Raw genomic sequence first — 26,538 nt, 5'->3', positions numbered from 1 at the left:
GTGGTGCGCGCGGGGGACGAGCGCGGGGTGTCCTCCAACGGGGTCGACGGAGGGCAGTGCTGCGCTCGTGGGCCCCGGGCATTCCGCGGCGGGATCCGATTCGTGGGTCAGGCCCGCTCCGTACGGACTCGCTCGGATTCGCGCTGCTGGTAGTCGCGCGGAGAGAGTCCGTGGAAGCGGGAGAAGGCGGCGCTGAACGTGGGCAGGTGGGCGTACCCGGTCCTGCGCGCGACGGCGCTGGGCGGCGCGCCTCCGACGAGCAGGTCGCGAGCGATGCGCATGCGGGCGGCATAGCGCCAGCGCCCCAGTGTCATACCTGTCTCGTCGCGGAAGGCACGGTGGATCTCGGCGCTGACATCAACATTCTGCGTCCCGCCAGGCTCGCCGATGCGACGCAGGCACTCCATCGCGACACCACGCGCGCGCGGATTCGTGGGCATCGGCACCGACAGTGCTCGCTGCGCGGCGACCTGTTCCGTGAACAGGTCGAGGATGTGGCGGGGGTTGTGGCCGTCAGGACGCAGTCCGGACCGGGCGCTGATCGAGCAGAACATCAAGTAGTCGTCCCACGCGGGCGAGAACCGTACCTGCAACGGCTCTGTCAGCTGGAGATCGCCGGTACTCGCGTTGCCCAGCGGCAGGGACACGGAGTTCTCGCGGAGGCCGGTGACATGCTCCAGTTCTGCGGGGATCCAGGTCGCCACTCCCCGCTCCCGCTCGTAGTGCTGGTCGCCGATGTCCAGGTACCCGCTGCCCCGATACATCCAGCTGAGGACGTGGATGTCGTTGGTGTGCGACGGCGTGCTGGCCGCGGGCAGCATCTCGGGCGCAGCGGGAGTGTCCGTCCTGCGCATCATGCGGACCAGGTCGTCGGTCTGCCGTGCCGCCGCTGCCCGTTGCGTGAACCCGCGGGCGCCGGGTCGGGCGGAGAGCCTTCGGCCGAACTCGTGGGGGGTCAGTCCGAACCGTCTCTTGAAGGCCCGCGTGAGGCCGTTGCGGCTGGCGAAGCCCACTCGAGCGGCCACCTGGTCCACGTCGTATCCGGCAGCGAGCAACTCCACGGCAGCGCCGAGTCGGCAGAGCAGCCGCCACTGCTCGAACGTGTGCCCGGTGTCGGTGAGGAAGTCACGGCGAAGGGTGCGCGCGCTGGAGAGCACTCGCGAAGCCCATTGCTCGACGGTGAGGTCGAGCGCGGGGTCGCGCGTCAGTTCCTCGGCAACCTCCCTGGCGCCGAGGGCTCGCGGCATCGGCGGCGAGACGAACTCCTCCGAGCCCGGATCTCGCCCGACGTCGACGGGCGCCGGGGGGCGCGAGCCAGGACGCCGAAGGAGCTCCTCGATCGCCTCGAGTGAGTACCCGCTGCCGCTGAAGGGGGTGACCTGCAGGTTGAAGAGCTGGATGAGCCAGTCCTGCCAGCCACCGGGAACGTCGAACCGCGTCAGTTCCGACAGCCCCCGAGCACCGACGCCGGCGTGGGGCCACAGCGGGAAGGCGACAGTGCCCGGCTCAGTGGTGATCGCCCGTTCCGCCCAGCCGTCTGCGGGTATCCAGGCGCCTTCACCGGCCTTGAGGCGGACCACCGGGCCGCCGTCGAGGCACACCTGCGCCACGCCGGTACGAACCCAGAGCAGCAGCGGTCGTACGGGCGAATCTGCCGAACCCAACTGCGCGGCCGGAATCGGCGGCGGGTCGCCGACGCCTGCGGCGAACGAGGAGGTAACCACCATGTCCTAACCCTACGGCAGTCTGCGCACACCACTTCAGGTAAGGTTCCCCTAACTTTAGCAAGGCGCACCCTTCCGTAGCCGGTGCGCGACCCTCTGCCTCGAAGCGACCGGAAAGGTCAGTTTCCGCATGCCCAAAACCTCGCGCCGACTCACCGTGCGCCCGCCGACCCTGCGTGAGGTCGAAGTGGTCCGCACTGTCGACATCACCCCGGGAATGCGACGGGTCACGCTGAGCGGCGAACACTTGCATGCGTTCACCACCGCGGACGGCCTCGTGCGCCCGGCCTTCGAGTCCCCGGGTTTCGACGACGACCTCGCGTTCTACTTCCCGTACCCGGGTCAGCCCGATCCGGTGCTTCCGGTCCAGGCCGAGGCCAAGTTGATCGTGCCCAAGGATCCTCGACCGCTGTCGAGGGTCTACACGGTCCGTCGGTGGGACCCCGAAGCCGGTGAGCTGGACGTGGACTTCGTCAAGCACGGAGTGGGCGCGGGCACGACGTGGGCCTATCGCGCCCGGCCGGGTGACCGTGTCCACCTCAGTGGCCCGAGCACGTCCAAGGCGTTCCCGACCGGCGCCGACTGGCTGCTCGTGGCAGGCGACGACACCGCACTCCCCGCGATCGGCCGCCTGCTCGACGAGCTCCCGCCCGATGCCCGGGCGCAGGTGTTCATCGAGATCGCCGAGGACACCCACCGCCAGGAGCTGCGCGAGCTGCCCGGGGTCGACGTGACGTGGCTGGTCCGCCCCGGCGCAACGGCCGGGACCGTATCGCTGCTCACCGAGACCGTCCGCGGTACGGAGTGGTGGCCGGGCCAGGCGTTCGCGTGGCTGGCCGGCGAGCACACGGCCGTACGGGACATCCGACGGCACCTGGTCGAGGACCGTGACGTCCCCAAGGAGGACATCGACTTCGCCGGCTACTGGCGTCGCTCCGAGGTCGTCGTACTGGAGACCGACGGGGCGGTACCCGACCCGGAGAGGACGGTCACCCCGTTCCAGAAGCTCCACGACCTGACCGAGCTCGTCGCGCCGATCGCGATCCGCACCGCCGTCGAGCTGGGCGTTCCCGATCTGGTCTCCCGCGGCGTGACCAGCGTGACCGAGCTGGCCGCCAAGGCCGGCGCCGACGAGCGCGCTCTGGGCAAGCTGCTGCGTTACCTGCACACCTTGGACGTGGTGACCGAGACGGAACCGTGTCACTACGCCCTGACGCCGGTCGGCGACGTCCTCACTCTCGAGTTCATCGCCGACCGGCTCCACTCCGCCGGGGTGGTCGGTCGCGAGATGCTCGGGATCCACGGCCTCACGGAGTCGGTCCGCACCGGCCGACCCGCCTACGCCTCGGTCACCGGCCAGACCTTTGCCGACGTGCGAGCCGAGCAGGACTACGAGGACCGTCACCTGGAGCGCCTGGCGAAGTTCCAGCCCGCACTGGCCGAACCCATCGCAACGTCCGGCCTGCTCACCGGAGTCCAGCACCTGGTGATCCACTCCGGAGGTGCCGGGGCCCACGCCCGCGAGTACGTCGCGGCCCACGAAAGCCTGCGCGTGACGATCTGTGCCCTGCCCGCCCAGGCCGACTGGCTGCGCCGCGACCTGCCCGCGACGATCCCCGACGAGCGGCAACGCATGCGGGTCGGTGTGCTGGAGCAGTCCGTCTTCGAGCCCGGCCCGGCAGCCGACGCTGTTCTCATCAGCCGCGCCTTCAAGACCCTGCCCGACGCCGACGCCGCTCACGCACTGCGCCGGGCGGCCGAGAACCTCGTCCCCGGCGGACGGGTGCTGCTGATCGAGGACGTCTTCGACACCGGCGAACTCGACGAGCACGACGGCGAGGAAGACCTGATCGGCCTGGTCTGCCACGGCTCCGGCCTTCGCACCGCAGCGGAGCTGGACGCCGTCATCGCCCGGGCCGGCCTGACGCGCAGGGCGGCTCACACCGTCGGTCTGGGCGCCACCGTCCACGAACTCCTCCGCTCCACCGTCGACTGAGTTTCTCCGCTCCACCGTCGACCAGCTCCTCCACCCAGCGAGAAGAAGAGAAATGAAGAGAACGCCCATGAACAACAAGCCCCTGATGAGACGCGGCGCAACTCTTGCCGCCGCGCTGATGAGCGCGTCGCTCGTTCTCACCGCCTGCGGCGGTGACCGCGACGACACCGGTGACAAGGCTGCCGAGACCCGCAGCGACAAGGCGGCCAAGACCCGCAGCGTCAAGGCTGAGAACGGCACGATCGAGGTGCCCGCCGCCCCCCGGCGGATCGTCACGATCGGCAACACGAACCTCCCCTTCATCGATCTGGGCGGCAAGCCGGTAGGCGTCACCGAGGCGTCCGACTCCGAACTCGCCGTGCTGCCGGAGGAACAGAGGACCGCGTACGAGGCAGCCGAGATCGTCGGCAGCAACGGTGGTGAGGTGGACCTCGAGAAGCTCGCCGCCCTCAAGCCGGACCTCATCCTGGTCCAGTTCCACTCGAATGACTGGGGCAAGGTCGGCAAGCGGCTCGAGACGATCGCCCCGACCGTGTACTGGGGACTCGACACCGAGTGGAAGGCCTTCGCCGACGCCATCGCGGTGGCCGGCAACGTCACGGATGAACTCAGCCGGCAGAAGGCGGAGTACAAGGAAAAGGTCACCAAGATCCAGGAGACCTACGGCAAGATCATCGACAGCACCTCGTTCGTCGACGTCTCCCGCGGAGACTGGAGCGATCCCGGAACGTTCTACATCGCGGACATCGGCTGCTCCGAGATCGCCCGGGACGACATCGGCCTGGACCTTCCCGAGGCGGCCGAGGGCAAGGACCCCCTGGCCTACGAGTCCCTGCCGTTCGAGCAGATCGGCGAGCTGTCCGAGTACGACGTGGTCACTTACCCCGTCGACGCGGACGGCCGCCCGGTGGAGCCGTTCGTGCCGGTGATCGGGACCAACACCTGGAAGGCGCTTCCCGCCGTGAGTTCCGGTCGGGCGTTGGGCGTCTTCTGCCCCGGCAACAACTCCTACGGGCCCGTCATCCAGTACCTGGACTCGCTCGACGGTGCACTGGCGACCCTCCCCGGCAAGCAGTGACAGCCCTCGCCCTGCGGCGGGACGGTCCGGGCACCGAGAGGGTGCCCGGACCGCCTCGCCGTCTGCTCGGTCTGGTCGTCGCGCTGGTGGTACTCGTGGTCCTGCTGGTGCTGAGTGTCATGATCGGTTCGACGGTGATCGCGCCGTCAGTGGTGTGGGACGCGCTGTTCCACTCCTCGGCCGGCATCGACCAGTTCGCGATCCGCGACTTCCGGCTGCCGCGCACGATCGTGGGTCTGGTCGTCGGCGTCGCCCTCGGTCTGTCGGGCGCGTTGATCCAGGCGCTCACCCGCAATCCCCTGGCCGATCCGGGTGTCCTCGGTGTCCATGCCGGTGCGTCCTTCGCGGTGACGGTCGCCGTGGGCCTGTTCGGCGTCCGCGATGTCCAGGGCTACATGTGGTTCGCGTTCGCGGGGGCGCTGATCGTCACCCTCCTCGTGCTCGCCTTCGGGTCGACACGGCAGGGCTCCTCGCCGGTGGTCATGGTGCTCGCCGGGGTCTGCGTCGGTGCCGTGCTCGGCGGTGCCAGGGAGGCGCTCCAGTTGACCGACCCGGACGCCTTCGACGCGATGCGGAACTGGAACGCCGGGTCGATCGCGGGCCGCCCGCTCGAGGCCGTGTGGCCGGTCCTGCCGTTCCTCGCTGTGGCACTCGTCCTGGCCTTCACGGTGTCGGGCCCGCTCAACGCTCTGGCGCTGGGCGACGAACTGGCGGTCGCCCAAGGGGTCCGGCTGGTACGCACCCGTGTTCTTGCGGTGATCGCGCTCACCCTCCTCGCCGGTGGCGCCACCGCGATCGCCGGACCGATCGGATTCGTCGGACTGATGGTGCCGCATGTGGCCCGCTGGATCGTCGGCCCCCACCAACGCTGGATCTTCGCCTACAGCATCGTTCTCGCCCCGAGCCTGCTGCTGGTATCCGACGTCCTGGGCCGCATCGTGATGCGTCCCGGCGAGATCCCCGTGGGGATCATCACCGCCTTCGTCGGCGCCCCCGTTCTCGTCGCGCTGGTGCGGCGGAGGAAGTCGAGCGGACTATGAGCACACACATTCCGCGGGTGGAGTTCGGGCGGCGCGTGCTGGTGCTGCGGCGCCGACGGATCGGCGTGCGGTTCCAGTGGCGCTCGGTCGTCGTCTGCACGGTGCTCGCGGTCGCGATCGCCTGTACGGCGGTGCTCGCGCTGATGACCGGCTCGTACGCGCTGAGCTCCGGGCAGGTGCTCTCCGCGCTGACCGGCCAGGAGACCGGCATCGTCCGCGAAGTCGTGGTCGAGTGGCGGCTGCCTCGGGTGGCCGCGTCGCTGGTGTTCGGCGCGGCTCTGGGTGTGAGTGGGGCGGTCTTCCAGTCCCTGATGCGCAACCCTCTCGCCGACCCCGGCATCGTCGGGTTCTCCCAAGGCTCCTACACCGGCGCACTGGTCGTGATTCTGGTCGTCAACGGCACGTACGCGCAGCTGGTCGGCGGGGCGTTGCTGGGCGGGACGGCCACCGCGGTGGCCGTGTACGTGCTCGCCTACCGGAAAGGGGTGCAGGGGTTCCGGCTGATCATCGTCGGCATCGGCGTCTCGGCGATGCTCGGGTCGCTCAACACCTGGCTGATCCTCAAGGCCGATCTGGACCAGGCGATGTCCGCGGCCGCGTGGGGCGCCGGGTCGCTCAACGGCGTGTCCTGGGACCAGGTCGTCGTCGGCGGCGCCTGCATCGCCGGACTCCTGCTGCTGGCCGGGGTGCTGAGCCGGCCGATGCGCCAGATGGAGCTGGGTGACGACGTGGCCGCCTCGCAAGGGGTCCGGGTCTCGCCCGTACGCCTCGGCCTGATCCTGGTGGGAGTCGCGCTGACGGCGACGGTCACGGCCGCGTCGGGGCCGATCGCGTTCATCTCCCTGGTCGCCCCGCAGATCGGGCGCCGGCTCGTCCGTTCCGCCGGGATCACCCTCGTCCCAGCGGCCTTCGTCGGCGCGCTGCTGTGTCTTGCGTCGGACTACCTCGCCCAGCACGTGGCCCCCACCCCGCTGCCGGTCGGCATCATCACCGTCGTGCTCGGCGGCGGCTACCTCGGATACCTGCTGTTCACCGAAGCCAGGAGACGCCTGTGAGCGCAACCCCGACCGACACCGCGCGCCTCCGCCTGGAGTCGGCGACGATCGGCTACGACAAGCGGATCATCTCCGAGCACCTTTCGGTGGCCATCCCGGACGAGTCGTTCACGGTCATCGTCGGCCCGAACGCGTGCGGCAAGTCCACCCTGCTGCGCAGCCTGTCCCGACTGCGCAGGCCCTCGGCCGGGCAGGTCGTCCTCGACGGTGCCGACATCAACTCCTACCAGACCAAAGAGGTGGCGCGGCGGGTCGGGCTGCTGCCGCAGACCTCGACCGCCCCGGACGGGATCACCGTCGCCGACCTCGTGGCCCGGGGACGGTACCCCCACCAGGGGTTCATCCGGCAGTGGACCGAGGACGACGAGCAGGCCGTGCTCAAGGCGATGCACCGGACCTCGGTCGCCGACCTGTCCGGGCGCCTGGTGGACGAGCTGTCGGGCGGGCAGCGCCAGCGCGTGTGGATGGCGATGGCGCTCGCGCAGCACACCGACATCATGCTGCTCGACGAACCGACCACCTTCCTCGACATCACCCACCAGATCGAGCTGATGGAGTTGTTCACCGACCTGCACCACGTCGGCCACACCCTGGTCGCCGTGCTGCACGACCTGAATCACGCTGCCCGTTACGGCACCCACCTGATCGCCATGAAGGACGGCGTCGTGGTCGCCGAAGGCACTCCGGACGAGGTCGTCACGGCCGAGCTGGTCCAGGAGGTGTTCGGACTGCGCTGCCTGGTGGTGCCCGATCCGGTGGCCGGCAGCCCCCAGGTGGTGCCGCTCGGTCGCGAGCGGACCAGACGCGGGTCCGCTGACCACACCGACGTGGAGAGTACGAGAAATGGCTGATCCGTTGGTCGAGAAACTGGCAACCGGTGAGTGGAGTCCGGAAAGGTTCAGACGGCACCTCGGGGAGAAGAGTGCACCGCTCGTCGAGCGGGTCTCCGCGGACGAGGTGGAGGTGACGTTCGTCGACGAGCCCGGTGCCGACACGACGGTCACCCTCTCTGTGGTGATCGGTCCCAGAATCGGATTCAACCCGATCGACACGGAGTTCGCCCCCGTGCCGGGGACGCCGTTCCGCGCTCTCACCCTGCGGATGCGTTCCGACCTTCGCTTCTCGTACGTGTTCGCACGACGTGGACCGACGGGTGAGGACCTACGGGTTCCGGACCCGTTCAACCCGCCACCGAGGTTCTCGGAATGCTCGGTCGATCGGTTCTCCGGGGCCTCGGTGGCGGTACTGCCCGACGCGATGCCGTTGCCCTGGCTCGAGCAGGCCGAAGCGCGTCCGGCCCCGGCGGTGGAAGCTGCCGTGCTGGCGAGCGAGCTCCTGGGAGACGAACGCCGTATCTGGGTCTCGATGCCCCCGGGAGAGTTCCCGGACGGGAGCGCACTGCCCTTCGTGATCCACCTGGACGGGACACCGGACCACAGCGCACCGAGCGTTCGTGACGCCCTGGTCCGGGCAGGACAGATCCGTCCCTGCGTGGTGGTCCTGGTCGGTCAGCCCGCACCGCAGCGCGACAAGGAACTGCTCTGCAATCCGGCGTTCTCCCGGATGCTGGTTCAAGAACTGCTGCCGTGGCTCCACCGGCGCTATCCGCTCTCCCGGGACCCCGGTGACGTCGCGCTGGCCGGCGAGAGCTTCGGCGGTCTCTGTGCCGGCTGGACGGCGCTCCACCACCCGGCGACGTTCGGCAACGCCATCCTCCAGTCCCCGTCCTGCGGTTACCACCCCGACCTCAGGTGGGGCACCGGCTCAGGTGAGCTGCTGCGCCGCACCTCCGTACCGACACTGATCTCCGACTACCTGGCAGCGGAAACGGAACCGATCCGCATCTTCCACGACGTCGGTGAGCTGGAGGGCTCGAACACCCACAGTCGCTGGCTGGACCACGTGCTCACGGGGAAGGGCTACGACACCCTCTACCGAGAGTTCCCCGGCGGACACGACTACGCGTGGTGGCGAGGGCTCCTCGCCGATGCCCTGCTCTGGTGCTTCCCACTCCGGAGCAGGGATCGGAGCCGGGCATGAGGAACTCCTGGCGTTCCTCGGGCGCCGACACCGCAGGACTGGGCCGGGGACCGTTGACGCGCCGACTGCCCGTGTTCCTGCTCGCTCCCGCCCAGCCGCTCGGTACTCAGGCTTTCGAGTGCGGGCCGGGCACCACCCCGGGACGGTTCCTGCTGCGTGTGATCCTCTCGGTGAGGCGGATCAGTGTTCCCGCGATGCTGCTGGCGATCGTTTGGCAGGTGGGCGAGTCCGCGGTCCCGGTGGTGATGGGACTCGCGATCGACCGGGCCGTTGCGACCGGGGACGAGGGACAGCTGGCCCTGTGGATCGGCGTGCTGGTGGCCCTGTACGTCGCGCTGACGTCCGCGGCGAGGCTCTCGCTGCGGCTCACCGCCCATGTGGTGCAGCTACTGCAGCACCGACTCCGCGTCACCCTCTCCCTGGGCGTGCTGCACCCGGTCGGCGGCACCGGCCGAGCGCCGCAGGGCAACGTGGTCTCGGTGATGACGAACGACGTCGCACGCCTGTCCAACGCGGTGATCCTGACGATCATCCCGGTCTCGAGGATCACAGCCATCGGCTTCATCGCCGTATCGCTGCTGGCGACCCACTGGCTGCTCGGACTCGTGGTGCTGCTCGGGGCGCCGGTCGCGGTCTGGTCGATGGGGGTGCTCAGCGAGCGTCTCGCCCGGGACACCCGCGAGTACCAGGAACTGCTGGCCTCCACGGTCGGACAATCCACGGACCTGGTCGCCGGCTACCGCGTGATCAAGGGGATGCGTGCCGAGACCGAGGCGACCAGCCGGTACCGGCAGGCAAGCCAGAAGACCCTGGTCGCCGCCAGGCGCAACGCGGGCCTGCTGGGCAGGTTCCTCGTGGCCTCGGGCGCGGTCAGCGGCGCGTTCGTCGCCGCCGTGGTGGGGCTGGCGGGCTGGTTCGCCGTGGACCGACAGCTCAGCATCGGCGGGCTGATGACCGCCGTCGGCCTCGCCCAGGCACTGCTGCCGCAGATCCAGGCGATCGCGAGCACGTCCATCCCCAACCTCGCCGGCGCCCGCGCCTCGTCCGTGCGTGTCCTCGACGCGCTGCGGGACAACGCCACGTCACCGGCTGAGCCCGATGCCGCGACCTCACCGGAGGCCACCGCACTGCCGGAACTGGACGTACTCGTGCCGAGCAACTCCGGGCCCCGCGTGACGATCCGGGTCGAGCGCGGCGAGCTCGTGGGCGTGCGCACCGACGACCGGACCGCCGCCCGTGTCGTCGAGGCGCTGCTGGACCCGCGGGCCGAAGGAGAGATCGAGGTGCGTCTCGACGGGATCGCGGCGCAGAAGCTGTCCCCGGCCGAATACCGCTCCCGGGTCACCGTCGCGCCGCACCGCGCCACGCTGTTCACCGGAACCCTCCGCGACAACGTCACCGTGTTCGCGGGCGCGCCCGAGCGGGTGGACGCCGCGGTGCGGGCCGCCGCTTGCGACGACTTCGCGGCCGACCTCGACGTCCCGGTCGGAGAAGGCGGCAACCGGCTCTCGGGCGGCCAGCGCCAGAGGGTCGCGCTCGCCCGCGCCCTGGCGAGCGACGCGCCGGTGCTCGTGCTGCACGACCCGACCACCGCGGTCGACTCGGTCACCGAGCACACGATCGCGAGCCGACTGCGCGAGGTCCGGGCAGGCCGCTCGACGCTGCTGATCGCCTCGGCCCCGGCGCTGCTCGTTGCCTGCGACCGCGTCGTCGAGCTGTCCGAAAACGTACCCGCGACCTCAAGGACGGCGCAGTGAGCGACATTTCCGCCGTACCAGGGACCGCGGCTTCTGATGCCGGGCTGCCGGTCGCGAGCGGCCGCGAGACGGTCAGAGAGGTGTGGCGGCTCAGCCACGGGTACCGGTTGCGGCTCGCCGCGACCGGGGTCCTGGGAATCGCCGGCACCGGCGTCACCCTGATCGTCTCCGTGGCGATCGGATTCCTCGTCGACCGCGTGCAGTCCGGCACCGCGGACCTTGGCACAGTGCTGACGGTCACGGTCGTGATGACGCTTGCCGCGGTCCTCGGTGCCGCGGGCACCGCGTTGACGATCGTGCTCGCCACCCGCGTCTACCACTCCATCCTCGCCGCACTGCGCGAGCAGCTCGTGAGCCGCGCCATGACGCTCCCACAGCACCTCGTCGAGCGCGCCGGCACTGGAGACCTGATATCCCGGTCCAGCGACGACGTCACCGCAGTCGCCGACGCCGCCCCCGCCGTGATCCCGGTACTCACCGTCACCACCTTCACCATCATGGTGTCGCTGGGCGGGCTCGCCGCGCTGGAATGGCCCTACGCGGCCGCCTTCGCCGTCGTGCTGCCGGTCTACATGCTGGCCGTACGGTGGTACCTGCGCACCGGACTGGGGGTCTACCGCGCCGAACGCACGGCGATGAGCTCGCGTACCCAGCAGATCCTCGAGTCCCAGCGCGGCTACGCCACCGTGCTCGGCTTCGGGCTCGCCGAGCAACGACACCGGGCTGTGATGACGGACTCCTGGCGCGTCGCGAGGCAGTCGCTCCGCGCACGCACCGTGCTGAGCATGCTCAATGCCCGGCTCAACCTGGGGGAGTGCCTGAGCCTGGCCGCTGTACTCGTGGTCGGCTTCGTCCTCATCGACCACGACGCATCGACCGTCGGCGGCGCCACCACCGCCACGCTGCTCGTGCTGCGCCTGCTCGGACCGGTCAACCAGCTGCTGCTGGTCATCGACACCCTCCAGTCCGCCCTCGCATCGCTGAGCCGCATGATCGGCGTCGTCACGATGCCGCTCATCTCGTCGGATGTCCCGGCGCAGGCCACGAGCACCGCCGTACACCTCGACCAGGTCTCGTTCCGATACGGCCAGGGGCCACGGGTGCTCGACGGCATCGCCCTGGACATCCCGTCCGGTCAGCGCGTGGCCGTCGTCGGTGTGTCCGGGGCAGGCAAGACCACGCTCGCCGGCGTGGTCGCAGGCACCCACCTGCCCGAGGCCGGGAGAGTAACTCGCCCCGGCCGTACCGCGATGATCACCCAGGAGGTCCACGTCTTCGTGGGAACCCTGCGCGACAACCTCACCCTCGCCGCGCCCGGGACCACCGACAGCGACCTCCGTGCAGCGCTGGAAGCCACCGGCGCCGCACCGATCCTTGATGCGCTTCCCGACCGGCTGGACACCCTGCTGGGTGTCGGCGGACACCCGCTCACCGACGCACAGGCGCAGCAACTCGCCCTCGCCCGACTGCTCCTCGCCGACGCTGATCTGGTGATCCTCGACGAAGCGACGGCCGAGGCCGGCTCCACGTACGCCGGACAACTCGACCGCGCCGCTGATGCCGTTCTCGCCGGGCGCACCGCAGTCGTCGTCGCGCACCGTCTCTCCCAGGCTGCGACCTGCGACCGGATCGTGGTGATGGAGCGCGGCCGGATCATCGAGACCGGCACGCACGGAGAGCTGGTTGATGCCGGTGGTGTGTATGCCGGGCTGTGGAATGCCTGGGAGGCCGCTCGGTGAAGCGGCCTGGCCGGGCCGGGAATTGCCGTGGCCCGGGAAACGTGTCGCGCGGGATGAGCCGGTCGGGGTGGTGGGGCGGCCGGGCGGTGACTTGACGCGATCACGGCTGCGCATCTTCGCGTGAGTCGATCCACGCGAAGATGCGCATGCGGCGGTCATGCCTGGTCCGGGTGCAGCTTGTGCAGGGCGGCGCTGTCCAGGATCAGTTGTCCTGATCAGTAGGCGGGGGGCCTGCGTTGATCAGCGAACGAGCCGCTTCGGCGGTGGATCGGCATCCGTGGTGCGCCCCCTCGTCTCAGGAGAAGACGACGGAGCGTGCGAGCAGGCGGTCGGAGGCGCCCTTGCCCGGCGGCAGGACGTAGTAGGTGTCGCCTTCGCAGTCGGTGTCGAGGAAGACGATCGCGGTTGCGTCCGTGTGGTTCTTGGGGGCTCGTGAAACAGCGCCGGGCTCGGCGGCCGGGGTAGCGAGGTTGACGCATTCGCCGCTGGTGGGATCGTTCAGGAAGCCGACGGCCTCGTATCCGTCCGCAGTGGTGTAGGAGTAGCGGAACTGGCCGTTCGCGGCGAGGGCCGAGCTGGGCACGGCCACGAGCAGAGCGGCCGCACCGGCTGCGGCGCCGACGGCAACGGTGAGGGAGCGAAGAGACACGGTGGACCGTCCTGTTTCTGGTTGATCATCTGGGCGGTGCCATTGATGCCCCAGCTCTCAACGGCTGAACATGGCCTCCCTCGATGGGGAACCATCGAATCGATTCTTCTTGAGCGAATGGCTCAACGTCGCCGGGAAGGGTGGCAGCCGGGGGTGCCGTACGCCGTACCCGAGAAGATGCCGAGACAGCCAGGGAGCGAATGGAGACGAACCGTAAACCCGGGGCAGTGCTCGGAAGTACCATGGGCACGTCCTCGGCCGGTACTTCTTCCTTCTGCCGGAAGCGCCTGGGAAGCTGCGGCCCCTTCGTTCCTGGACCAGCCCGAGCAACCCCGAGCCGGCCGCCTGCCGGGACATCGTCGGAAGTGCATGGCCGTGGCCTGGCCTCGTCCGTGTGAAGCGCAGGTGGGTCCGCCGGTGCCGGTTGGACGACCGGGAGAGGCTATCGCCGTGACCACGACGTGGTCACACGAGCACGAGGTACGCACGAATACGACCGGGAGCCCTCATGATCGATCCGACCCAGCTGACCGACCCCACCGTTCGCGCCTTCGTCACGGCCGTCAACGCCGGGGACAGGACCGCCTTCCACGCCGTCGTGAGCCCCGGTGCGACCATGGCCGACGACGGCTCGGACCGGGACATCGACGATTGGACGGACCGCGAGATCTTCTCCTCAGCAGGTCACATGTCTGTCGAGAGCGAGTCGGATGAAGGCCGGTCCCTCGTCGTCGACTTCCGCAACGACACCTGGGGTGAAATGCGCACCGCCTGGCGGTTCACGGTCTCCGACGGCCACGTCGACCGCTTCGAGACCGGCCAGGCGTGACGAAGGGGGCTGAGCCCCGCGAGGCGCCCGTAGAGGCGTGGGCGGACCCAGCGGTGGCGAAGGTTGCGGCGGCCATGGTGACCGCGGCTGTGCGGAGGAGGGACCTTTTCCAGCGGTTCCTTCTCGTGAGTGAAGGAGTGCGGGCGGCCCGGCTGGTACTCCGTCCCCCACGCGCAGGGTCCGCTCTGCTCGCGGTTCCACCCTGACACAGCACGTGGCCCGGGCAGCGGACCATGATCCACAAGTCGCTCGCACATGCCTGGACCTGGACGGGCCAGTGCGGCGACTGCGCGGTGGGGGATAGCGAGTGGGCGTCATCCGGATCGCGTGCAGACCAGCAGCGCCCGCCCGAGCACTGCACTGACTGGGCAGGTCGCCCCGAGTCCACCACGTGAGAAATCACAGACATCCCGCGGCTGTCCCCGCGTGGACAGTCGCTCCCGCGGCGCTACGCCGGGGGCGTGCGTACGGTTCACCAACATCACTACGTGGGCACGGTCCTGGCCACCGGCGAGGCATACACCGGTCCCGCTCACCACGCAGTGGGCACCAAGCCCCACCGCGCAGCATGAACCCGTAGTGCTGCAGCTATGACCGATGCGCCTCCCACCAAGCAGAATGAGCGGCATGGTGAACGACGGGACCACCAGCTTCGTGCTGCCGCGGGGGGCGACAGGCTTCCTCCCGCCGAAGGAGGGCCCACTCCCGAAGACTGACCTACGGGCGTTCCGCGCCGCTCTGTATGCCGCTGCCCGCGTCGCCGAAGGCACAGTGAGTGAGGTGGAGGAACAGGCGTACCCCCGGACCTTCCACACCGCGACAATCATCGGACGCGCAGGCGAGAGCATCGTCCTGTGCCACGCTCACCACCCCTGGGTCGCCTTCGCTCAGACGCAACGAGATTGGTACCGGGAGGAGTTCGCCGCGCCGCCGTCCTGGGCTCAGGTCTTGACCGACCTGGACTTCGTGGTCCTGAGCAACGAGCAGCTTGTCACACCGCTTTCCGACGTGGACACCTCAGTGCTCGGACCGGGCGAGTGGCGTGAAGTCCGCCACTACGGCATCAGCACGTTGGGCGGAGTCCTCTTCAACGCATGGGACTGACAAGCAAGCAGAGTCGTTGACAAGGTCAGCGTCAGGAAGGTCAGCGTGAGGTGTCGGAGACCTCCGACAGAACGCTCCGCACCGGTGGATCGGGGCGGCGCGGGAGGACGCCGGGTGGGGCGGGTGCGGTAGGCGTAGGTGGTGTTGCCGCGGAGGGAGGCGGCGATGCGTACGGGAGCGACGCCCACACAAGCGGCAGGGAGTGGCTACGGGGTCAGCACGATCCTGCCGAAGACCGCGCCCGCGTCCATCTTCCGGTGCGCCAGCACGGCTTCGTGCAGAGGCAGCGGCTCGTGCACAACCGTTTGGATCTCGCCGCGAACAGCTGCGGCGAACTGCTCGCTGCGCACGGCGTGCCGGTCGGATCGGGTGACGGTGGCTGCGCTGAAGGTGGCGAAGGACATCGACTTCTGGAACGCCGTCATGATCCTCGTGCCGAAGTCCGCGGGCGGCTGACCCGCGACAGCACCCACCGCCACCATGCGGCCGTTCGGATTGAGCAGGTCGAGGAACAACGGCAGGTCCGCACCGGCCACGACGTCGATGATGACGTCGTAGCCCGCAGGGGCGTCTTCCCCTCCCTCGCCGGAGCGATTCAGCACGTGGGTCGCGCCGAGGCGGCGCAGGCGTTCGCCGCGCTCGGCCGACGAGGTCGTGACCGCCACCGCGGCGGCACCACCGCGAGCGGCTAGCTGCACGGCCATGATTCCGATGCTGCCGGCCGCTCCCCGCACCAGGACTGTCTCCCCGCGAGCGAAATGGGCATGGCGAAGCCCGAAGTGGGACACCACCCCGGCACTGCCGAGCGTCACCGCGTCGACGGCGGACAGACCGCTGGGCAGGGGAAGGACCTCCTCGACGGGTGCGACGGCCTGTTCGACGTAGCCTCCTCCGGTGCCGGTGGAGGCCCACACCCGCCGGCCGATCCACGAGGCGTCGACGCCCTCGCCGATCGCGGTCACCGTGCCCGCCACCTCGCCACCCGGGATGTGGCCCTCCTTGAAGCCGTAGGCGGCCAGAGCTCCGCTGCGGATCACTGTGTCGACGCCACCGACGCCCACCGCCTCGGTCGTGATCAGCACCTGCCCGGCAGCGGGTGGCGGTACGGGCAGGTCGACAACGGCCAGACCTTCAGGACCTCCGTACGTCTGGATCGCGATTGCCTTCAATGTCATCTCCACGTTCTCGGACCGCTGGGCAGGCTCCAACCCGTCGGACGGTAACGGACGCCCCCGTCCGCTTGGATAAAGTGAGAGTGTGACCGACCGTTTGCCTCATACTCTGCGTTCGGACGCGCTGGACAACCGCGAACGCATCCTCGACGCTGCGCGAGTGCTGTTCTCCGGGGAAGGCCTGGACGTGCCGATGCGGGAGATCGCGCGGCGTGCCGGGGTCGGGCCCGCCACCTTGTACCGTCATTTCCCGACCAAGGAGACGCTGGTCGCCGAGGCCTTCGCAGACCAGCTGAACGCCTGCCGCGCCATTGTCGACGAGGGGTGCGCAGATCCTGATCCGTGGCGTGGCCTGTGCCTGGTGATCGAGAGGATCTGTGAGCTGCACGCCCGCGACCGGGGCTTCACCGAAGCATTCCTGTCGGCCTTCCCCAGGGCGACGGATGTCGCCGCCGGTCGTGAGTACACGGTGCGAGCGGTCGCCGGACTGGCCCAGCGGGCGAAGGAGGCAGGGCATCTGCGGTCGGACTTCGTCCTGGACGACCTGATCCTCGTGCTCATGGCCAACCAGGGGATCCGCGCCGCGTCGACGGGCACTCAGGTCATGGCCTCCCGGCGCTTCGCGGGGCTGGTGATCCAGGCGTTCGAAGCCTGCCCTCAGCACGGACCACTACCACCGGCTGCACGCCTGTGATCCGCCGCAGTGCGCGACGTGCCGTGGTGGAAGCCGGAGTCGGTGCGGTGCGCAAGCACGATGTCAAAGCCGCACGATGACGGGTGCGTGGACCACAGCCTCGTGATCGCCGCTTCCCAGGCCGCCGGCCCTGCCCGCCCGGCGAGAGGTCGCCCGAGGTGTTGAGTTCTGGCGGTCGCTGGTCGGTCCGGTCCTGGTCGGGGGATCCGACGAAGCGCGAGTGGTTGCTGCCGGAGTCCCATCTGCCACCCCTGGGTAGCCGAGGAGCGTTGTAGGCACACTTCGCACAGCGTCACCACGGCGACCGGAGCCGTCGGCCAGGCCCGTAACCAGCCCTGATCCGCATCCACAGGACAAGAAGTCCGCCGGCGACCAGAGCGATCACGGCCAGGTGCTCGAGTGTTCCGGTGTCGGTGCTCCACCAGTGGCGTTCGCCGCAGGCCCTCTTGGCGGCCGACCGGGGAGCGGGGTGCCCCCGGGAACGCGTGTCGGCCTGGAGCACCTCGTGGGCGATGCGCTGCCACACGCGTTCGGGCGGAGCGGACGGCAGGTCCGAGATTCTCGCGCCGCGCGCAACAGCCACCACGCGGGTCATCTGCGCCAGTTCGCTGCTGCAGCGCGGACACGACGCTACGTGCCGCAGGGCGCTGACGTACGCGTCGCCGGTCGAGTGACCGAGTGCCAGTTCCACCAGGTGATACGGGTCCACGTGGTCCACTGCGCCCTCCTGGGTTCTGGGCTCGGTCGTCCCCGCGGCCTTGCGTGTACACGCCGATCGCCGGCGCGGAGCGCTGTCACTCGCACACCGGCTCCGCTGTTACGACGAGGCCTGCCAGGTAGCCTCCGCGCTCAGGTTCGATCGCCGGCGCTGCCGCACCGGTGTCGGACCCGGCCTGCCTGCTGCTGGGCAGTGGGGCCGTCGCCGCCGCTGTACTGAGGGGACGTGAACCCGAAGCCGGGCGGTGCAGGTGCGGGTCCCCGGCGGTCCGCCCGACTTCGGCGAGGACGGCTGCCGGAACGGCAACCGCCGTCGCCGTTCCGGTGAGCCGTCGCGTGGTGTCAGCCACGCCGGCCGGCGAACTGGCGGGCCACCAGGACGCCGCTCACCGTGATCACCCCGGTCGCGGCGGCCCAGGCCAGCCACTGGTCGGGGGAGTTCGGTGCGGCGCCGCTTGCGCCGGCGTGGACCGCGTTGGACATCGCTTCCGTGCCGCTGAACGTCTGGGTGGCCAGGGCCAGGTTCTTGTCCTTGGCGCTGCCCCAGGCGTAGACGACGTTGCTCGTGCCTTCCTTCAGGTTCAGGTCGGCCGGTCCGATGGCCGTGGTGTCCGTGCCGGCGAGGACGACGTCCGCGTTCACGGTGCCCGCGTCCACCGTGGCGGTGTCCTCGTTCGGGTTGGTCAGGTCGGTGAAGACGGGCTGTCCGTCGGCCCGTACGTCCACGGCGGGCGCGGCCGCGACATGGCGGACGGTCAGGCGTGCCTTGTCGGCGTCCACCTTCGAGACGTCGTTGGTGAACGCAGTCAGCTGGGGTTTGCCGTCGGCGGAGAGGTGCGCGGCGACGGTGGCGTTGCCGTCCTCGGGTACCTCGACCTTCTTCTCCAAGGCGGGTGTGCCGTCGGGGTTCTGGCCGGCTTCGAAGATCTGGATGTCGTAGGTCCCCGCGTCGAGGGACTGCGGCTCGGTCACCGTGCCCGGCTTGAAGTCGCTGAGCAGCTCGTCGCCGTTGGCGTAGACGTCGACCGTCATTCCCGGGATGCCGTGGAAGACGGACACCATGGCTTTGTCCTGCGCCTGGGCGGGGGCCGCCATGGCGGGTGCGGTCATACCGAGGGCCACGGCGCAGGCCCCGGCCGAGGCGGCGACGGCGATGGTGGTCCGGGAAGTCATGGGGATCATTCCTTCGGGGGAGCTTCATCTCGCTGCTGTGTCTTGTAGGTGTTTCGTGCGTGGGCGGCGACGTGGATGCGCCGAGGCGTCGAAATCTCGACGCGGTCAGTGCATACCGTGGGTGTCGCCCTGGTCGATGGCCGTCCGCAGCCGATGCAGGCCGCGGCGGATGTGGCTCTTGACCGTGCCCAGGGGCACTCCGGTGCGTTCCGAGATCTGGACCTGCGTCAGGTCCTCGTAGAAGGCCATGCACAGCACCTCGCGCTGAGCGTGGGGCAGCCTGGACAAGGCCTCGATGAGCAGCACGCGGTCGAGCACCTCATCCGGTCCCGCCTGGACGAGCGGTGCGGCCGGGGCCTCGTGGGTGGCCGAGTGGACGAGGGTGAGACGCCTCGTCCTGGCAGCCAGCGCATCGACGATCTTGCGGCGCGTGATGCCGACCAGCCAGGCGCCGAGTGCGCCTCGCTCCGGCCGGAAGCCGTGCCGCCCGCGCCAGGCGCCGATGAAGACCTGCTGCGTCACGTCCTCAGCCTCGTCGGCGTCGCCCAGGGACCGGGCTGCCATGGTGTGGACGAGTGAGCCCCAGTGTCGGTAGATGGCCGCGAACGCCGCCTCGTCCGCGGCGACCAGGCCACGGGCCAGGTCTTCCTCGTACCGCGTCTCCTCCGAGGGCGGGACGAGGGCCGTGATCGATCGCGTGCTCATGACCTGCTTCCTTCCACCGTGCGTCCCACGGGGCGGAAGGCTGTCCGCCGGACGGCGAGTCCGCCGGACCGGCATGCCGGCCGCCGTGCGCATGCCTCCAGTCTTGGACGCACAAACGACGCAGGCAACATGCGTCGTTTGTGCGTCGTAGGGTGGTTTTATGAGTGCGCTCGAGGGAAGCGGTGAGGACCGGAGTGGCGGGGGCGGTCCGCCCGGTGGAGGGCTGACGACCGGCGAGGTGGCCCGGCGTCTGGGGGTGGCCCCCACCACGCTCCGCACGTGGGACCGCCGGTACGGGCTCGGCCCCGACGTGCGCGCCGATGGGCGGCACCGGCGCTGGACTCCGGGGGACGTGGCGAGGCTGGAACGGATGTGCGCGCTGACGGCGACCGGGCTGCCGCCGGCCGAGGCAGCACGAATGGCGCGCAGCGAGGCACCACCGGCTGCGGCCCCGCCCGGGCGGACGGTCGTCGGGGCGCAGCGGTCCGCGGCCCGTGGTCGCAGCCGGGCGGGGAGCGGGCTGCTGCTCCGTGACGTACGACTGGAGTGCAGGGGAGTCGCCCGGGCCGCCCTGCGCCTCGACGCCGCCGCCCTGGACGACCTGCTGCTCGCCGCGATCGCCGAGCACGGACTGGTCGCCGCCTGGACCGAGGTGATCGTGCCGACGCTTCAGGCGGTCGGCCGGAAGTGGGAGACATCGGGCGAGAAGTACGTCGAGGTCGAGCACTTTCTGTCCTGGCACGTCTCCGGCGCGCTTCGGCGCGCTTCGCCCCGCACGGTAGCGGACCGTCCTGGCGCCACCACGTTGCTCGCCTGCTTGCCGGGGGAGACTCACACACTGCCGTTGGAGGTGTTGTCCGCCGCACTGACGGAGCGAGGCGTTCCGGTGCGCATGTTCGGCGGTGCCCTGCCCGTCGAGTCGCTCATCGCGGCGGTGCACAGGACCGGCCCGGCCGTGGTGGGGCTGTGGGCGCAGTCCCGTACCACCGCAAGCAGGCCGTTGGCCCTGCACGTGGCCGCGATGGAGTGGGGAGTGCGTGGAGCCCGCCGCAGGCCGGTCGTCCTGACCCTCGGACCCGGGTGGGCGGGGCAGGCGGTGGCGGGCTTGGCACACCCCTCGGGGCTCGCCGAGGCCGTTGCCGCCATGGAGTCGCCGACGTCTGCGTGACGCGTCGTCCGGTACGACATTCGGTCGTGGCGTCCGGCATCGAGGGAACATGGCCCACTGACGTGACGCTCGTGCGTCGTTGCGTGGTCGGGTGCGGCACGGAGCCTGCTGCCAGGACTGATTTTGACGGCCCGGGATCGGGCCACGTCCCTGCGTGTGCCGGCGGAGGGCATCGGCGCCGTGCCGGCCCGACTCGCCGATGGCCTGCCCGACGGCGTCCTGCGACGCGGTTCGCCCGTCGCTCCGCGCCGGGCGCGAGCCGCGCGAGAGGCCATGGCCGAGATTGGGCCGGAAGGGTGACGCCAGGATCACGTGGTGTCCGGCCGCATCCGGGGAGGGCCCTGGTCCCGAAACAAGGACGACGGGACAGCCGTTGTCCGTATCAAGGAGTGCAGCGTGGAACTGAATGGTGCCCGTGTCCTGGTGGCTGGTGCCACCGGCGTGCTGGGTGGTGCGATCACTGCCGAACTGGCCGGCCGGGGCTCCCGTGTGGCCCTTGCCGGACGTGACCGCAGTCGCCTGGACCGCGCCGCACAGGTCCATCCCGGTGCCCCGGCCGCCGGCTTCGACGCCTACGCTCCCGAGTCGTGCGTTCGGGCCGTGCGTGAGACGTCAGCTGCCCTCGGGGGTCTGGACGCCGTCGTCGTGGCGTTCGGGTCGGTGGCTTTCGGCGCGGCCCAGGACATCGGTGACGAGGTCGCAGAGCACCTCATGGCGGTCAACTACCTCGCGCCCGCAGCGTTCTTCCGCGCCGCACTCGGCATCCTGCGACCCGGTTCGGCGATCGCCGCCGTCACCGGCGCGGTGGTCGATCGTCCGCAGCCGCGGATGTCCGACTACAGCGCCTCCAAAGCCGCGCTGACCACATGGCTGAACGCCGTCCGGGGCGAAGCACGGAGCGCTGGTGTCGCCGTACTGGAGATCCGGCCGGGTCATCTCGACACAGGCTTTGCCGATCGTCCTGTCGTGGGCACCGCCCCACCCCTGCCCCAGGGCGGCGACCCGCGTCACGTGGCGGGCGCCGTCGCGGACGCGCTGGAGGCAGGCGCCGAACTGCTGCGCTCCGGCCCTGACGGGAGCACCGTCGTCGAACGGCGCGCCCGGTGACCCTCGTGCGCTGCGCTGCCAGCGGCACCCCGCTCCACGCGGCCTACTCGGCAGGGCGCGCGGACACGCCCGTGGCGCGTCGGACCAGCGTCGAGAACTCCTGGCGTACGGCCGAGGGAGCGCCGGTGCGCCCGAAGTGACCGAGGCTCATGTCTGCCAACTCCTCGATCTTCGCCTCCACGAGAGCCCGGGCGCCGGTGCGTTCCAGTGCCGCCCGCACCCGATGCACGGCGTGCTCGGACCGCAGGTCCGCGTCCAGGGCCACTCTCGCGGCGGCCTGGTGGTCGTCGGAGGCGTCGGCGAGGTGGAGGGCGACGGCGAGAAGGTAGGTGAGCTTGCGGGAGCGCAGATCGTCACCGGCCGGCTTGCCGGTCCGCGACGGGTCTCCGAAGACGCCCAGCACGTCGTCACGGAGCTGGAAGGCCAGCCCGGCGCACCGGCCGGCCGCCCGCAGCGCGTCCAGCAGGTTTGCGTCGGCTCCCGCCAGCGACGCCCCCAGGGTCAGGGGCCGGGCAACGGTGTACAAGGCGCTCTTCAGGGTGGCGATGGCCAGCGCCTCGTCGACATCGGACGAACGGGTTGCCTGGGCATGGAGGTCGCGGTACTGCCCGGCCACCATCTCGGTGCGCATCGCCCGCCACTCCTCGTGCAGGCGCCGGCCGTGCGGCGTACCGAGTGCCGTCTCCGTCAGCAGGTCGTCCGCCCAGGCCAGCGCCAGGTCACCGGCGAGCACGGCGGCCGACGTTCCGAAAGACTCCGCCGAGCCGTGCATGCCCGCGGCCCAGTGCCTGCGGGCAAGTTCGACATGGAGGGCAGGGGCACCCCTGCGCAGCAGGGACTGGTCCATCACGTCGTCGTGCACGAGGGCGCACACCTGGAGCAGTTCGAGGGCGGCTCCCGTTCGCAAGACGTCGGTGGCGTCTCCTGAGCCTCCTGCGGCACGCCAGCCGCAGTGGGCGAACGCCGTGCGCAGCCGTTTGCCTCCCCGTTCGGCCAGCGCGGCCAGGCGGTCGGCCAGCTCCCGGGCAAAGACGGGATCGACGGAACGGGCATGACGAAGTCGTTCGCCGAGGACCTGTCCGAGGACGACGCCGGCAGCGTCGGTGGCGCCGGGCGCGGCGAGAGGAGCGCCGACGAGTTCGGTCGGTGGGGCCACGATCGGCGGCAGTCCAGACATGCGCAACCCCTTCTCGCACTCTCGGTCATCCGCACGACAGTGCTTCCGCCGGGTGCCCTGATACGGATGCGCTGATTTCTGCCCGCCATCGCACTGTTGCTGTCCGAACTCACCTCAGCGGCGCAACGGCGCGCGGGTCATGGCGGCGTGTCACCCCGCGCGTCCTCCTGTTCGCGCACTTCCGCGAGGTCGGTCAGCCGATCGAGCTGCCGCACCGGCCGGGCGACTCGGTGGTTGCCGGCCAGCCGTTCACGGTGCCGGTCGAGGAAGGCCCAGTAGCCGGCCGTGAACGGGCATGCGTGCTCGCCGGTCCGGTCGCCCGGCCGGTAGACGCAAGGACCGCACAGGTCGCTCATGCGGTTCACGTAGGCGCCGCCCGACGTGTAGGGCTTCGTCGTCATCCGGCCGCCGTCGGCGTACTGGGACATGCCGACGACGTTGGGGAGCATGACCCAGTCGTAGCCGTCCACGAAGCAGCGGTGGAACCAGTCCGTGACGGCGGCAGGGTTCCAGCCACGCTGGAGTGCGTGGCTTCCCAGGATCATCAGCCTGGGGATGTGGTGCGTCCATCCTGTGTCCCGCACCTGGGCGAGGACGGTGCGCAGGCAGTTCGCCCGGACGGCGTCCGCGTCGAGTTCGCTCCACCAGCCGGGCAGCGGTGCGGTGTGCCCGAGCGCGTTGGAATCGCGGTAGTCCTCTCCGAAGTACCAGTACAGCTGCCACACGTACTCGCGCCAGCCGGCGATCTGCCGCACGAAGCCTTCCACACTGTTCAGTGGCGCCCGGCCTTCGCGCCACGCCCGCTCGGCCTGCTCCACGCACTCGGCGGGGTCGAGCAGGCCGAGGTTGAGGGATGAGGAAAGCAGGCTGTGGCTCATGACCGGATCGTCGGCGAGCATGGCGTCCTCGTACGGCCCGAACGTGGCGAGCCGCTGCTCGACGAAGCGTCGCAGCGCCCGTCGCGCCTCCGCGCGGGTCGCGGGGAACAGGCGAGGCCCGTCCCGTCCGACGAAGGAGACGTCGCCGTCGCGCTCCCAGCGGTCGAGGTCGTGACGGACCTCTGCGTCGATGTCGTCCTCCCGGGGCCGGTAAGGACGGCCGACCTGGAGGGAGGTCGTGCCGCGGGGCGGGGGTTCCCGGTTGTCGTGGTCGAGGTTCCACCGGCCCGCCGCGGGCCCGCCGCCCTCCATGAGCAGGTCGTGCTCGCGACGTACCCAGTGGTAGAAGTCCTCCTGCCGCAGCCGCTTCCCGCCGTGACCGTCCGCCCACGCTGCGAAGTCCTCCATGGGGACCAGGAAGCCACGCGCGGGACCCACCGTCACTTGAGGGAGGGCACGGACCAGGCGGAGGGCCGCGTGCGAGGTGGGGTGGTGGACGCTCACTCCGTCCCCGCGCGCCGCGCGGTCCAGGCCGTCCCGGTAGGTGTCGGCACGTACGTAGGTGACACGGTTGCCGAGTTCGGCCGCGCGATGGCGCATCGCCGAGAGCACGAGGTGGGCCTTGGCCCGGTGGAACCGGCGCCGCCGGAAGACGGAGCGGGACTCGATCATGAGCAGGGGCGTGTCGTGCCCGGGCCCGTCATCTCCGGGGGTCAGGAAATGGGGGCCGAGCTGATCGCCGAAGAGCCAGTGCACGACGGGTGTCCTCTCAGCCGCGGTCAGGAGCGCGCTCGGAGCGCGCGAGCCCGTCGGCGAGGTCGGTGTTCGGCGTACAGACCAGCACAGCCCGGGAAAACCATCCGTCAGGCCACGCCGAGGCGAGGCGGACCATGTGCGCGGGACGGGGGAATCTTCCGCGGTCTCCGGTTCGTGTCGCCGCCGGGTCGGCGAACCGGCGCCGGTTCAGTCCGAGAGCGACGGGGCTGCGGGGGACAGGGCGAGGCCGTCACACGAGCACGTCGTGTCGCACATCGGTGGCCACGTTTCGGTTGACGGCCCAGACAAGCAGCGCACAGAGGGCGAAGGAAGCGCCGAGAAGGCTGGATCCAGCCCACCCCGCGGCCGCGTACACCGCGGTGGTGCCGGTTGCTCCGACAGCGGAGCCGAAGGAGTAGAAGAGCATGTAGCCGCCGATGACGCTGCTCGTCCGGTGTGAGTACGCGGCCGTGAGCAGGTGTTGATTGCTGACGTGCACTGCCTGCACGGCGAAGTCGAGAACGATCACGCCGATGATGACGGCCCAGAGAGACCAGGCCGCTTGTCCGTTCGCCAACCACGAAGCGATCAGGAGCACCAGCGCACCGCCTGTGATGACGTTGGCGCGGCCGACGTCGGCCCCCTGCCCGGCCCGAGAGGCGCCCAGCGCCCCGGCGAGCCCGGCGATCCCGAAGAGACCGATCTGGGCCGTGCTCAGACGCCACGGCTCGGCCGCGAGTGGCAGGGCCAGGCCGCTCCACAGCGTGCCGAAGGAAGCGAACAGGAAGAACGCGATCAGTCCACGCGAGACGAACAGGCGATCACGGAACATGCGACACAGCGAGACCAGCACCGCGCCATAGGTGGCCCGGGCGTCGCGCGGATCGGATGGCAGGAGCCTCAGCACGAAGCAGGTGAGCGCGATGAGGAGCAGCGCGAATACGACGTAGACGCTTCGCCATCCCCAGAGGGCAGCGAGACCGCCGGCGAGCACGCGCGCTCCGAGAATGCCGATGATGACACCGGAGGTCACGGCTCCGAGTGTGCGGCCTCGTTCCGCTGCCGTGGCCAGGTCGGCGGCGAAGGCGACCGTGGTCTGAACGACGACCGCGAACAGGCCGGCAAGGGCCAGCCCGGCCAGCAGGAGCCACAGCTGCGCAGCGACCGAGGCCAGAGCCATGCCGGCCGCAGCGAGGAGAAGATGTCCGGCAATGAGCTTGCGCCGGTCGAACATGTCTCCCAGAGGGACAAGCAGGGCCAAGCCGACCAGGTAGCCGAGCTGCCCTGTGGTGACGATCCATCCCAGGTCGGATTCCGGGATGCCCAGGTCACCGCCGATCTGGGCCAGTACGGGCTGCGCCACATAGATCGTGGCGACCGCGACCGCGCAGATCACGGCGAACAGCATCCTCCGGCCAAGGGCGAGACTCACTGACACTCCCCAATGAGTAGCTAATTGCAACTAAAATTAAGGTACGGCAGAATGGTTTCGATCCGCAACTTTTCAGGAGGAGTGATGGCTCGCGCAGTGCCCCGTGCCGGGGAGATGTCCTGGACCGACCCCGCCTGCCCCGTCGCGCGCACGCTCGACCTGGTCGGAGATCGTTGGAGCCTGCTGATCATTCGCGACGCGATGGACGGTGCGCGAGCGTTCACCGACTTCCAGCACCGCACGGGAATCGCGCGAAACATCCTCACCGACCGCCTGCGACGCCTGATCGAACGAGGGATCCTCGATCGGCAGACCGCCCCGACAGGGCGGCGACAGAACTACGTCCTCACGGAGGCGGGCCGGGACCTGTTCGCCGTCATCGTGGCTGCGCGTCAGTGGGGCGAACGGCACGCCTTCGCGCCAGATGAGACTCGCTCAGTTCTCGTTGACGAAAACGGTCTGCCGCTCCCGGAGCTGCGCCCCACCGACGCGCACGGCAGTCCCGTGGACGTCGATACGACCTCCGTGCTGCACGAGCGCTGACCGCA

At 70.1% G+C, this 26,538-nt stretch carries 23 protein-coding genes; 14 read left to right on the top strand and 9 right to left on the bottom strand.

Annotated elements, in window-relative coordinates:
* Window positions 1–107: 107 nt before the first annotated feature.
* Window positions 108–1,727, bottom strand: coding sequence for an AraC family transcriptional regulator (locus AMK10_RS20800; RefSeq protein ID WP_079180809.1), 1,620 nt, complete (start codon window positions 1,725–1,727; stop codon window positions 108–110).
* 127 nt (window positions 1,728–1,854) lie between these two features.
* On the opposite strand from AMK10_RS20800, the gene AMK10_RS20795 reads away from it, so the two are divergent.
* The 8 genes from AMK10_RS20795 (at window position 1,855) to AMK10_RS20760 (ending at window position 12,429) form a co-directional block, all read left to right on the top strand.
* Window positions 1,855–3,720 (top strand): siderophore-interacting protein, encoded by a 1,866-nt coding sequence (locus tag AMK10_RS20795; protein WP_073749410.1) that lies wholly within the window; start codon window positions 1,855–1,857, stop codon window positions 3,718–3,720.
* Window positions 3,721–3,787: 67 nt separating this feature from the next.
* Entirely contained in the window at window positions 3,788–4,798 is a 1,011-nt protein-coding gene (locus AMK10_RS20790) for an ABC transporter substrate-binding protein (RefSeq protein WP_073749409.1), read from the top strand.
* A complete protein-coding gene (locus tag AMK10_RS20785; protein WP_198959758.1) occupies window positions 4,795–5,838 on the top strand; it encodes a FecCD family ABC transporter permease in 1,044 nt (347 codons plus the stop codon). The genes AMK10_RS20790 and AMK10_RS20785 overlap by 4 nt, the downstream gene beginning before the upstream one ends.
* Window positions 5,835–6,893, top strand: a complete 1,059-nt coding sequence (locus AMK10_RS20780; protein ID WP_073749408.1) for a FecCD family ABC transporter permease — start codon at window positions 5,835–5,837, stop codon at window positions 6,891–6,893. The genes AMK10_RS20785 and AMK10_RS20780 overlap by 4 nt, the downstream gene beginning before the upstream one ends.
* Window positions 6,890–7,744, top strand: coding sequence for an ABC transporter ATP-binding protein (locus tag AMK10_RS20775; protein ID WP_241839617.1), 855 nt, complete (start codon window positions 6,890–6,892; stop codon window positions 7,742–7,744). Before AMK10_RS20780 ends, AMK10_RS20775 begins: the two co-directional genes overlap by 4 nt.
* Window positions 7,737–8,933: an alpha/beta hydrolase gene (locus AMK10_RS20770; RefSeq protein ID WP_073749407.1), complete on the top strand. Its 1,197-nt coding sequence runs from the start codon at window positions 7,737–7,739 to the stop codon at window positions 8,931–8,933. Before AMK10_RS20775 ends, AMK10_RS20770 begins: the two co-directional genes overlap by 8 nt.
* The gene (locus AMK10_RS20765; protein WP_079180808.1) at window positions 8,930–10,690 is read left to right on the top strand and encodes an ABC transporter transmembrane domain-containing protein; all 1,761 of its coding nucleotides are present in this window, start codon (window positions 8,930–8,932) and stop codon (window positions 10,688–10,690) included. The genes AMK10_RS20770 and AMK10_RS20765 overlap by 4 nt, the downstream gene beginning before the upstream one ends.
* Entirely contained in the window at window positions 10,687–12,429 is a 1,743-nt protein-coding gene (locus AMK10_RS20760; RefSeq protein WP_241839616.1) for an ABC transporter ATP-binding protein, read from the top strand. Before AMK10_RS20765 ends, AMK10_RS20760 begins: the two co-directional genes overlap by 4 nt.
* Window positions 12,430–12,724: 295 nt before the next feature.
* Here AMK10_RS20760 and AMK10_RS20755 read toward each other — a convergent pair whose 3' ends face one another.
* Window positions 12,725–13,078 carry a hypothetical protein gene (locus AMK10_RS20755; protein ID WP_198959757.1) on the bottom strand — a complete coding sequence of 118 codons (354 nt, stop codon included), beginning with the start codon at window positions 13,076–13,078 and terminating at the stop codon, window positions 12,725–12,727.
* 508 nt (window positions 13,079–13,586) lie between these two features.
* Here AMK10_RS20755 and AMK10_RS20750 point away from each other — a divergent pair.
* Together AMK10_RS20750 and AMK10_RS20745 are read left to right on the top strand one after the other, a co-directional pair.
* Complete coding sequence (locus AMK10_RS20750) at window positions 13,587–13,907, top strand: hypothetical protein (RefSeq protein WP_073749405.1); 321 nt, start codon at window positions 13,587–13,589, stop codon at window positions 13,905–13,907.
* A gap of 627 nt (window positions 13,908–14,534) precedes the next feature.
* Window positions 14,535–15,011, top strand: a complete 477-nt coding sequence (locus AMK10_RS20745) for a hypothetical protein (RefSeq protein WP_073749404.1) — start codon at window positions 14,535–14,537, stop codon at window positions 15,009–15,011.
* Window positions 15,012–15,217: 206 nt separating this feature from the next.
* Here AMK10_RS20745 and AMK10_RS20740 read toward each other — a convergent pair whose 3' ends face one another.
* Window positions 15,218–16,180: a zinc-binding dehydrogenase gene (locus tag AMK10_RS20740; RefSeq protein ID WP_073749403.1), complete on the bottom strand. Its 963-nt coding sequence runs from the start codon at window positions 16,178–16,180 to the stop codon at window positions 15,218–15,220.
* Window positions 16,181–16,268: 88 nt separating this feature from the next.
* Between AMK10_RS20740 and AMK10_RS20735 the strand changes: the two genes are divergently transcribed.
* Window positions 16,269–16,877 carry a TetR/AcrR family transcriptional regulator gene (locus tag AMK10_RS20735; RefSeq protein WP_073749402.1) on the top strand — a complete coding sequence of 203 codons (609 nt, stop codon included), beginning with the start codon at window positions 16,269–16,271 and terminating at the stop codon, window positions 16,875–16,877.
* 292 nt (window positions 16,878–17,169) lie between these two features.
* Here AMK10_RS20735 and AMK10_RS38105 read toward each other — a convergent pair whose 3' ends face one another.
* The 3 genes from AMK10_RS38105 to AMK10_RS20720 all read right to left on the bottom strand — a co-directional run bounded on the left by AMK10_RS38105 (window position 17,170) and on the right by AMK10_RS20720 (window position 19,472).
* Complete coding sequence (locus tag AMK10_RS38105; RefSeq protein ID WP_073749401.1) at window positions 17,170–17,595, bottom strand: hypothetical protein; 426 nt, start codon at window positions 17,593–17,595, stop codon at window positions 17,170–17,172.
* A gap of 341 nt (window positions 17,596–17,936) precedes the next feature.
* Window positions 17,937–18,767: a DUF4397 domain-containing protein gene (locus AMK10_RS20725; RefSeq protein ID WP_073749400.1), complete on the bottom strand. Its 831-nt coding sequence runs from the start codon at window positions 18,765–18,767 to the stop codon at window positions 17,937–17,939.
* Between the two features lie 105 nt (window positions 18,768–18,872).
* The gene (locus tag AMK10_RS20720) at window positions 18,873–19,472 is read right to left on the bottom strand and encodes a sigma-70 family RNA polymerase sigma factor (protein ID WP_073749399.1); all 600 of its coding nucleotides are present in this window, start codon (window positions 19,470–19,472) and stop codon (window positions 18,873–18,875) included.
* Between the two features lie 160 nt (window positions 19,473–19,632).
* Between AMK10_RS20720 and AMK10_RS20715 the strand changes: the two genes are divergently transcribed.
* Complete coding sequence (locus AMK10_RS20715) at window positions 19,633–20,640, top strand: MerR family transcriptional regulator (RefSeq protein WP_073749398.1); 1,008 nt, start codon at window positions 19,633–19,635, stop codon at window positions 20,638–20,640.
* A 396-nt stretch (window positions 20,641–21,036) separates the two neighbouring features.
* The gene (locus tag AMK10_RS20710; RefSeq protein ID WP_073749397.1) at window positions 21,037–21,747 is read left to right on the top strand and encodes an SDR family NAD(P)-dependent oxidoreductase; all 711 of its coding nucleotides are present in this window, start codon (window positions 21,037–21,039) and stop codon (window positions 21,745–21,747) included.
* Window positions 21,748–21,790: 43 nt separating this feature from the next.
* On the opposite strand, the gene AMK10_RS20705 is transcribed toward AMK10_RS20710, so the two are convergent.
* The 3 genes from AMK10_RS20705 to AMK10_RS20695 form a co-directional block, all read right to left on the bottom strand.
* Window positions 21,791–22,924 (bottom strand): polyprenyl synthetase family protein, encoded by a 1,134-nt coding sequence (locus AMK10_RS20705; protein WP_073749396.1) that lies wholly within the window; start codon window positions 22,922–22,924, stop codon window positions 21,791–21,793.
* A 137-nt stretch (window positions 22,925–23,061) separates the two neighbouring features.
* Window positions 23,062–24,558 (bottom strand): cryptochrome/photolyase family protein, encoded by a 1,497-nt coding sequence (locus AMK10_RS20700; RefSeq protein WP_073749395.1) that lies wholly within the window; start codon window positions 24,556–24,558, stop codon window positions 23,062–23,064.
* Between the two features lie 250 nt (window positions 24,559–24,808).
* On the bottom strand, window positions 24,809–25,966 hold the full coding sequence (locus tag AMK10_RS20695; RefSeq protein WP_073749394.1) for an MFS transporter: 1,158 nt from the start codon (window positions 25,964–25,966) through the stop codon (window positions 24,809–24,811).
* Between the two features lie 108 nt (window positions 25,967–26,074).
* Here AMK10_RS20695 and AMK10_RS20690 point away from each other — a divergent pair, with 108 nt between their 5' ends.
* The gene (locus tag AMK10_RS20690) at window positions 26,075–26,533 is read left to right on the top strand and encodes a winged helix-turn-helix transcriptional regulator (RefSeq protein WP_073749393.1); all 459 of its coding nucleotides are present in this window, start codon (window positions 26,075–26,077) and stop codon (window positions 26,531–26,533) included.
* Window positions 26,534–26,538 lie beyond the last annotated feature (5 nt).

Origin of the sequence: Streptomyces sp. CB02058, from assembly GCF_001905505.1 — a bacterium.
Taxonomy (GTDB): Bacteria; Actinomycetota; Actinomycetes; order Streptomycetales; family Streptomycetaceae; genus Streptomyces.
The sequence above is the reverse complement of the archived record's forward strand: the minus strand, read 5'-3'. Positions and strand labels throughout refer to the sequence as shown.

Bases quoted from the DNA above. Each gene is read 5' to 3' on its own strand.
- AMK10_RS20800 (WP_079180809.1), bottom strand. From the start codon at position 1,727: ATGGTGGTTACCTCCTCGTTCGCCGCAGGCGTCGGCGACCCGCCGCCG.
- AMK10_RS20795 (WP_073749410.1), top strand. From the start codon at position 1,855: ATGCCCAAAACCTCGCGCCGACTCACCGTGCGCCCGCCGACCCTGCGT.
- AMK10_RS20790 (WP_073749409.1), top strand. From the start codon at position 3,788: ATGAACAACAAGCCCCTGATGAGACGCGGCGCAACTCTTGCCGCCGCG.
- AMK10_RS20780 (WP_073749408.1), top strand. From the start codon at position 5,835: ATGAGCACACACATTCCGCGGGTGGAGTTCGGGCGGCGCGTGCTGGTG.
- AMK10_RS20770 (WP_073749407.1), top strand. From the start codon at position 7,737: ATGGCTGATCCGTTGGTCGAGAAACTGGCAACCGGTGAGTGGAGTCCG.
- AMK10_RS20765 (WP_079180808.1), top strand. From the start codon at position 8,930: ATGAGGAACTCCTGGCGTTCCTCGGGCGCCGACACCGCAGGACTGGGC.
- AMK10_RS20750 (WP_073749405.1), top strand. From the start codon at position 13,587: ATGATCGATCCGACCCAGCTGACCGACCCCACCGTTCGCGCCTTCGTC.
- AMK10_RS20745 (WP_073749404.1), top strand. From the start codon at position 14,535: ATGGTGAACGACGGGACCACCAGCTTCGTGCTGCCGCGGGGGGCGACA.
- AMK10_RS20725 (WP_073749400.1), bottom strand. From the start codon at position 18,767: ATGACTTCCCGGACCACCATCGCCGTCGCCGCCTCGGCCGGGGCCTGC.
- AMK10_RS20720 (WP_073749399.1), bottom strand. From the start codon at position 19,472: ATGAGCACGCGATCGATCACGGCCCTCGTCCCGCCCTCGGAGGAGACG.
- AMK10_RS20715 (WP_073749398.1), top strand. From the start codon at position 19,633: ATGAGTGCGCTCGAGGGAAGCGGTGAGGACCGGAGTGGCGGGGGCGGT.
- AMK10_RS20705 (WP_073749396.1), bottom strand. From the start codon at position 22,924: ATGTCTGGACTGCCGCCGATCGTGGCCCCACCGACCGAACTCGTCGGC.
- AMK10_RS20695 (WP_073749394.1), bottom strand. From the start codon at position 25,966: ATGCTGTTCGCCGTGATCTGCGCGGTCGCGGTCGCCACGATCTATGTG.
- AMK10_RS20690 (WP_073749393.1), top strand. From the start codon at position 26,075: ATGGCTCGCGCAGTGCCCCGTGCCGGGGAGATGTCCTGGACCGACCCC.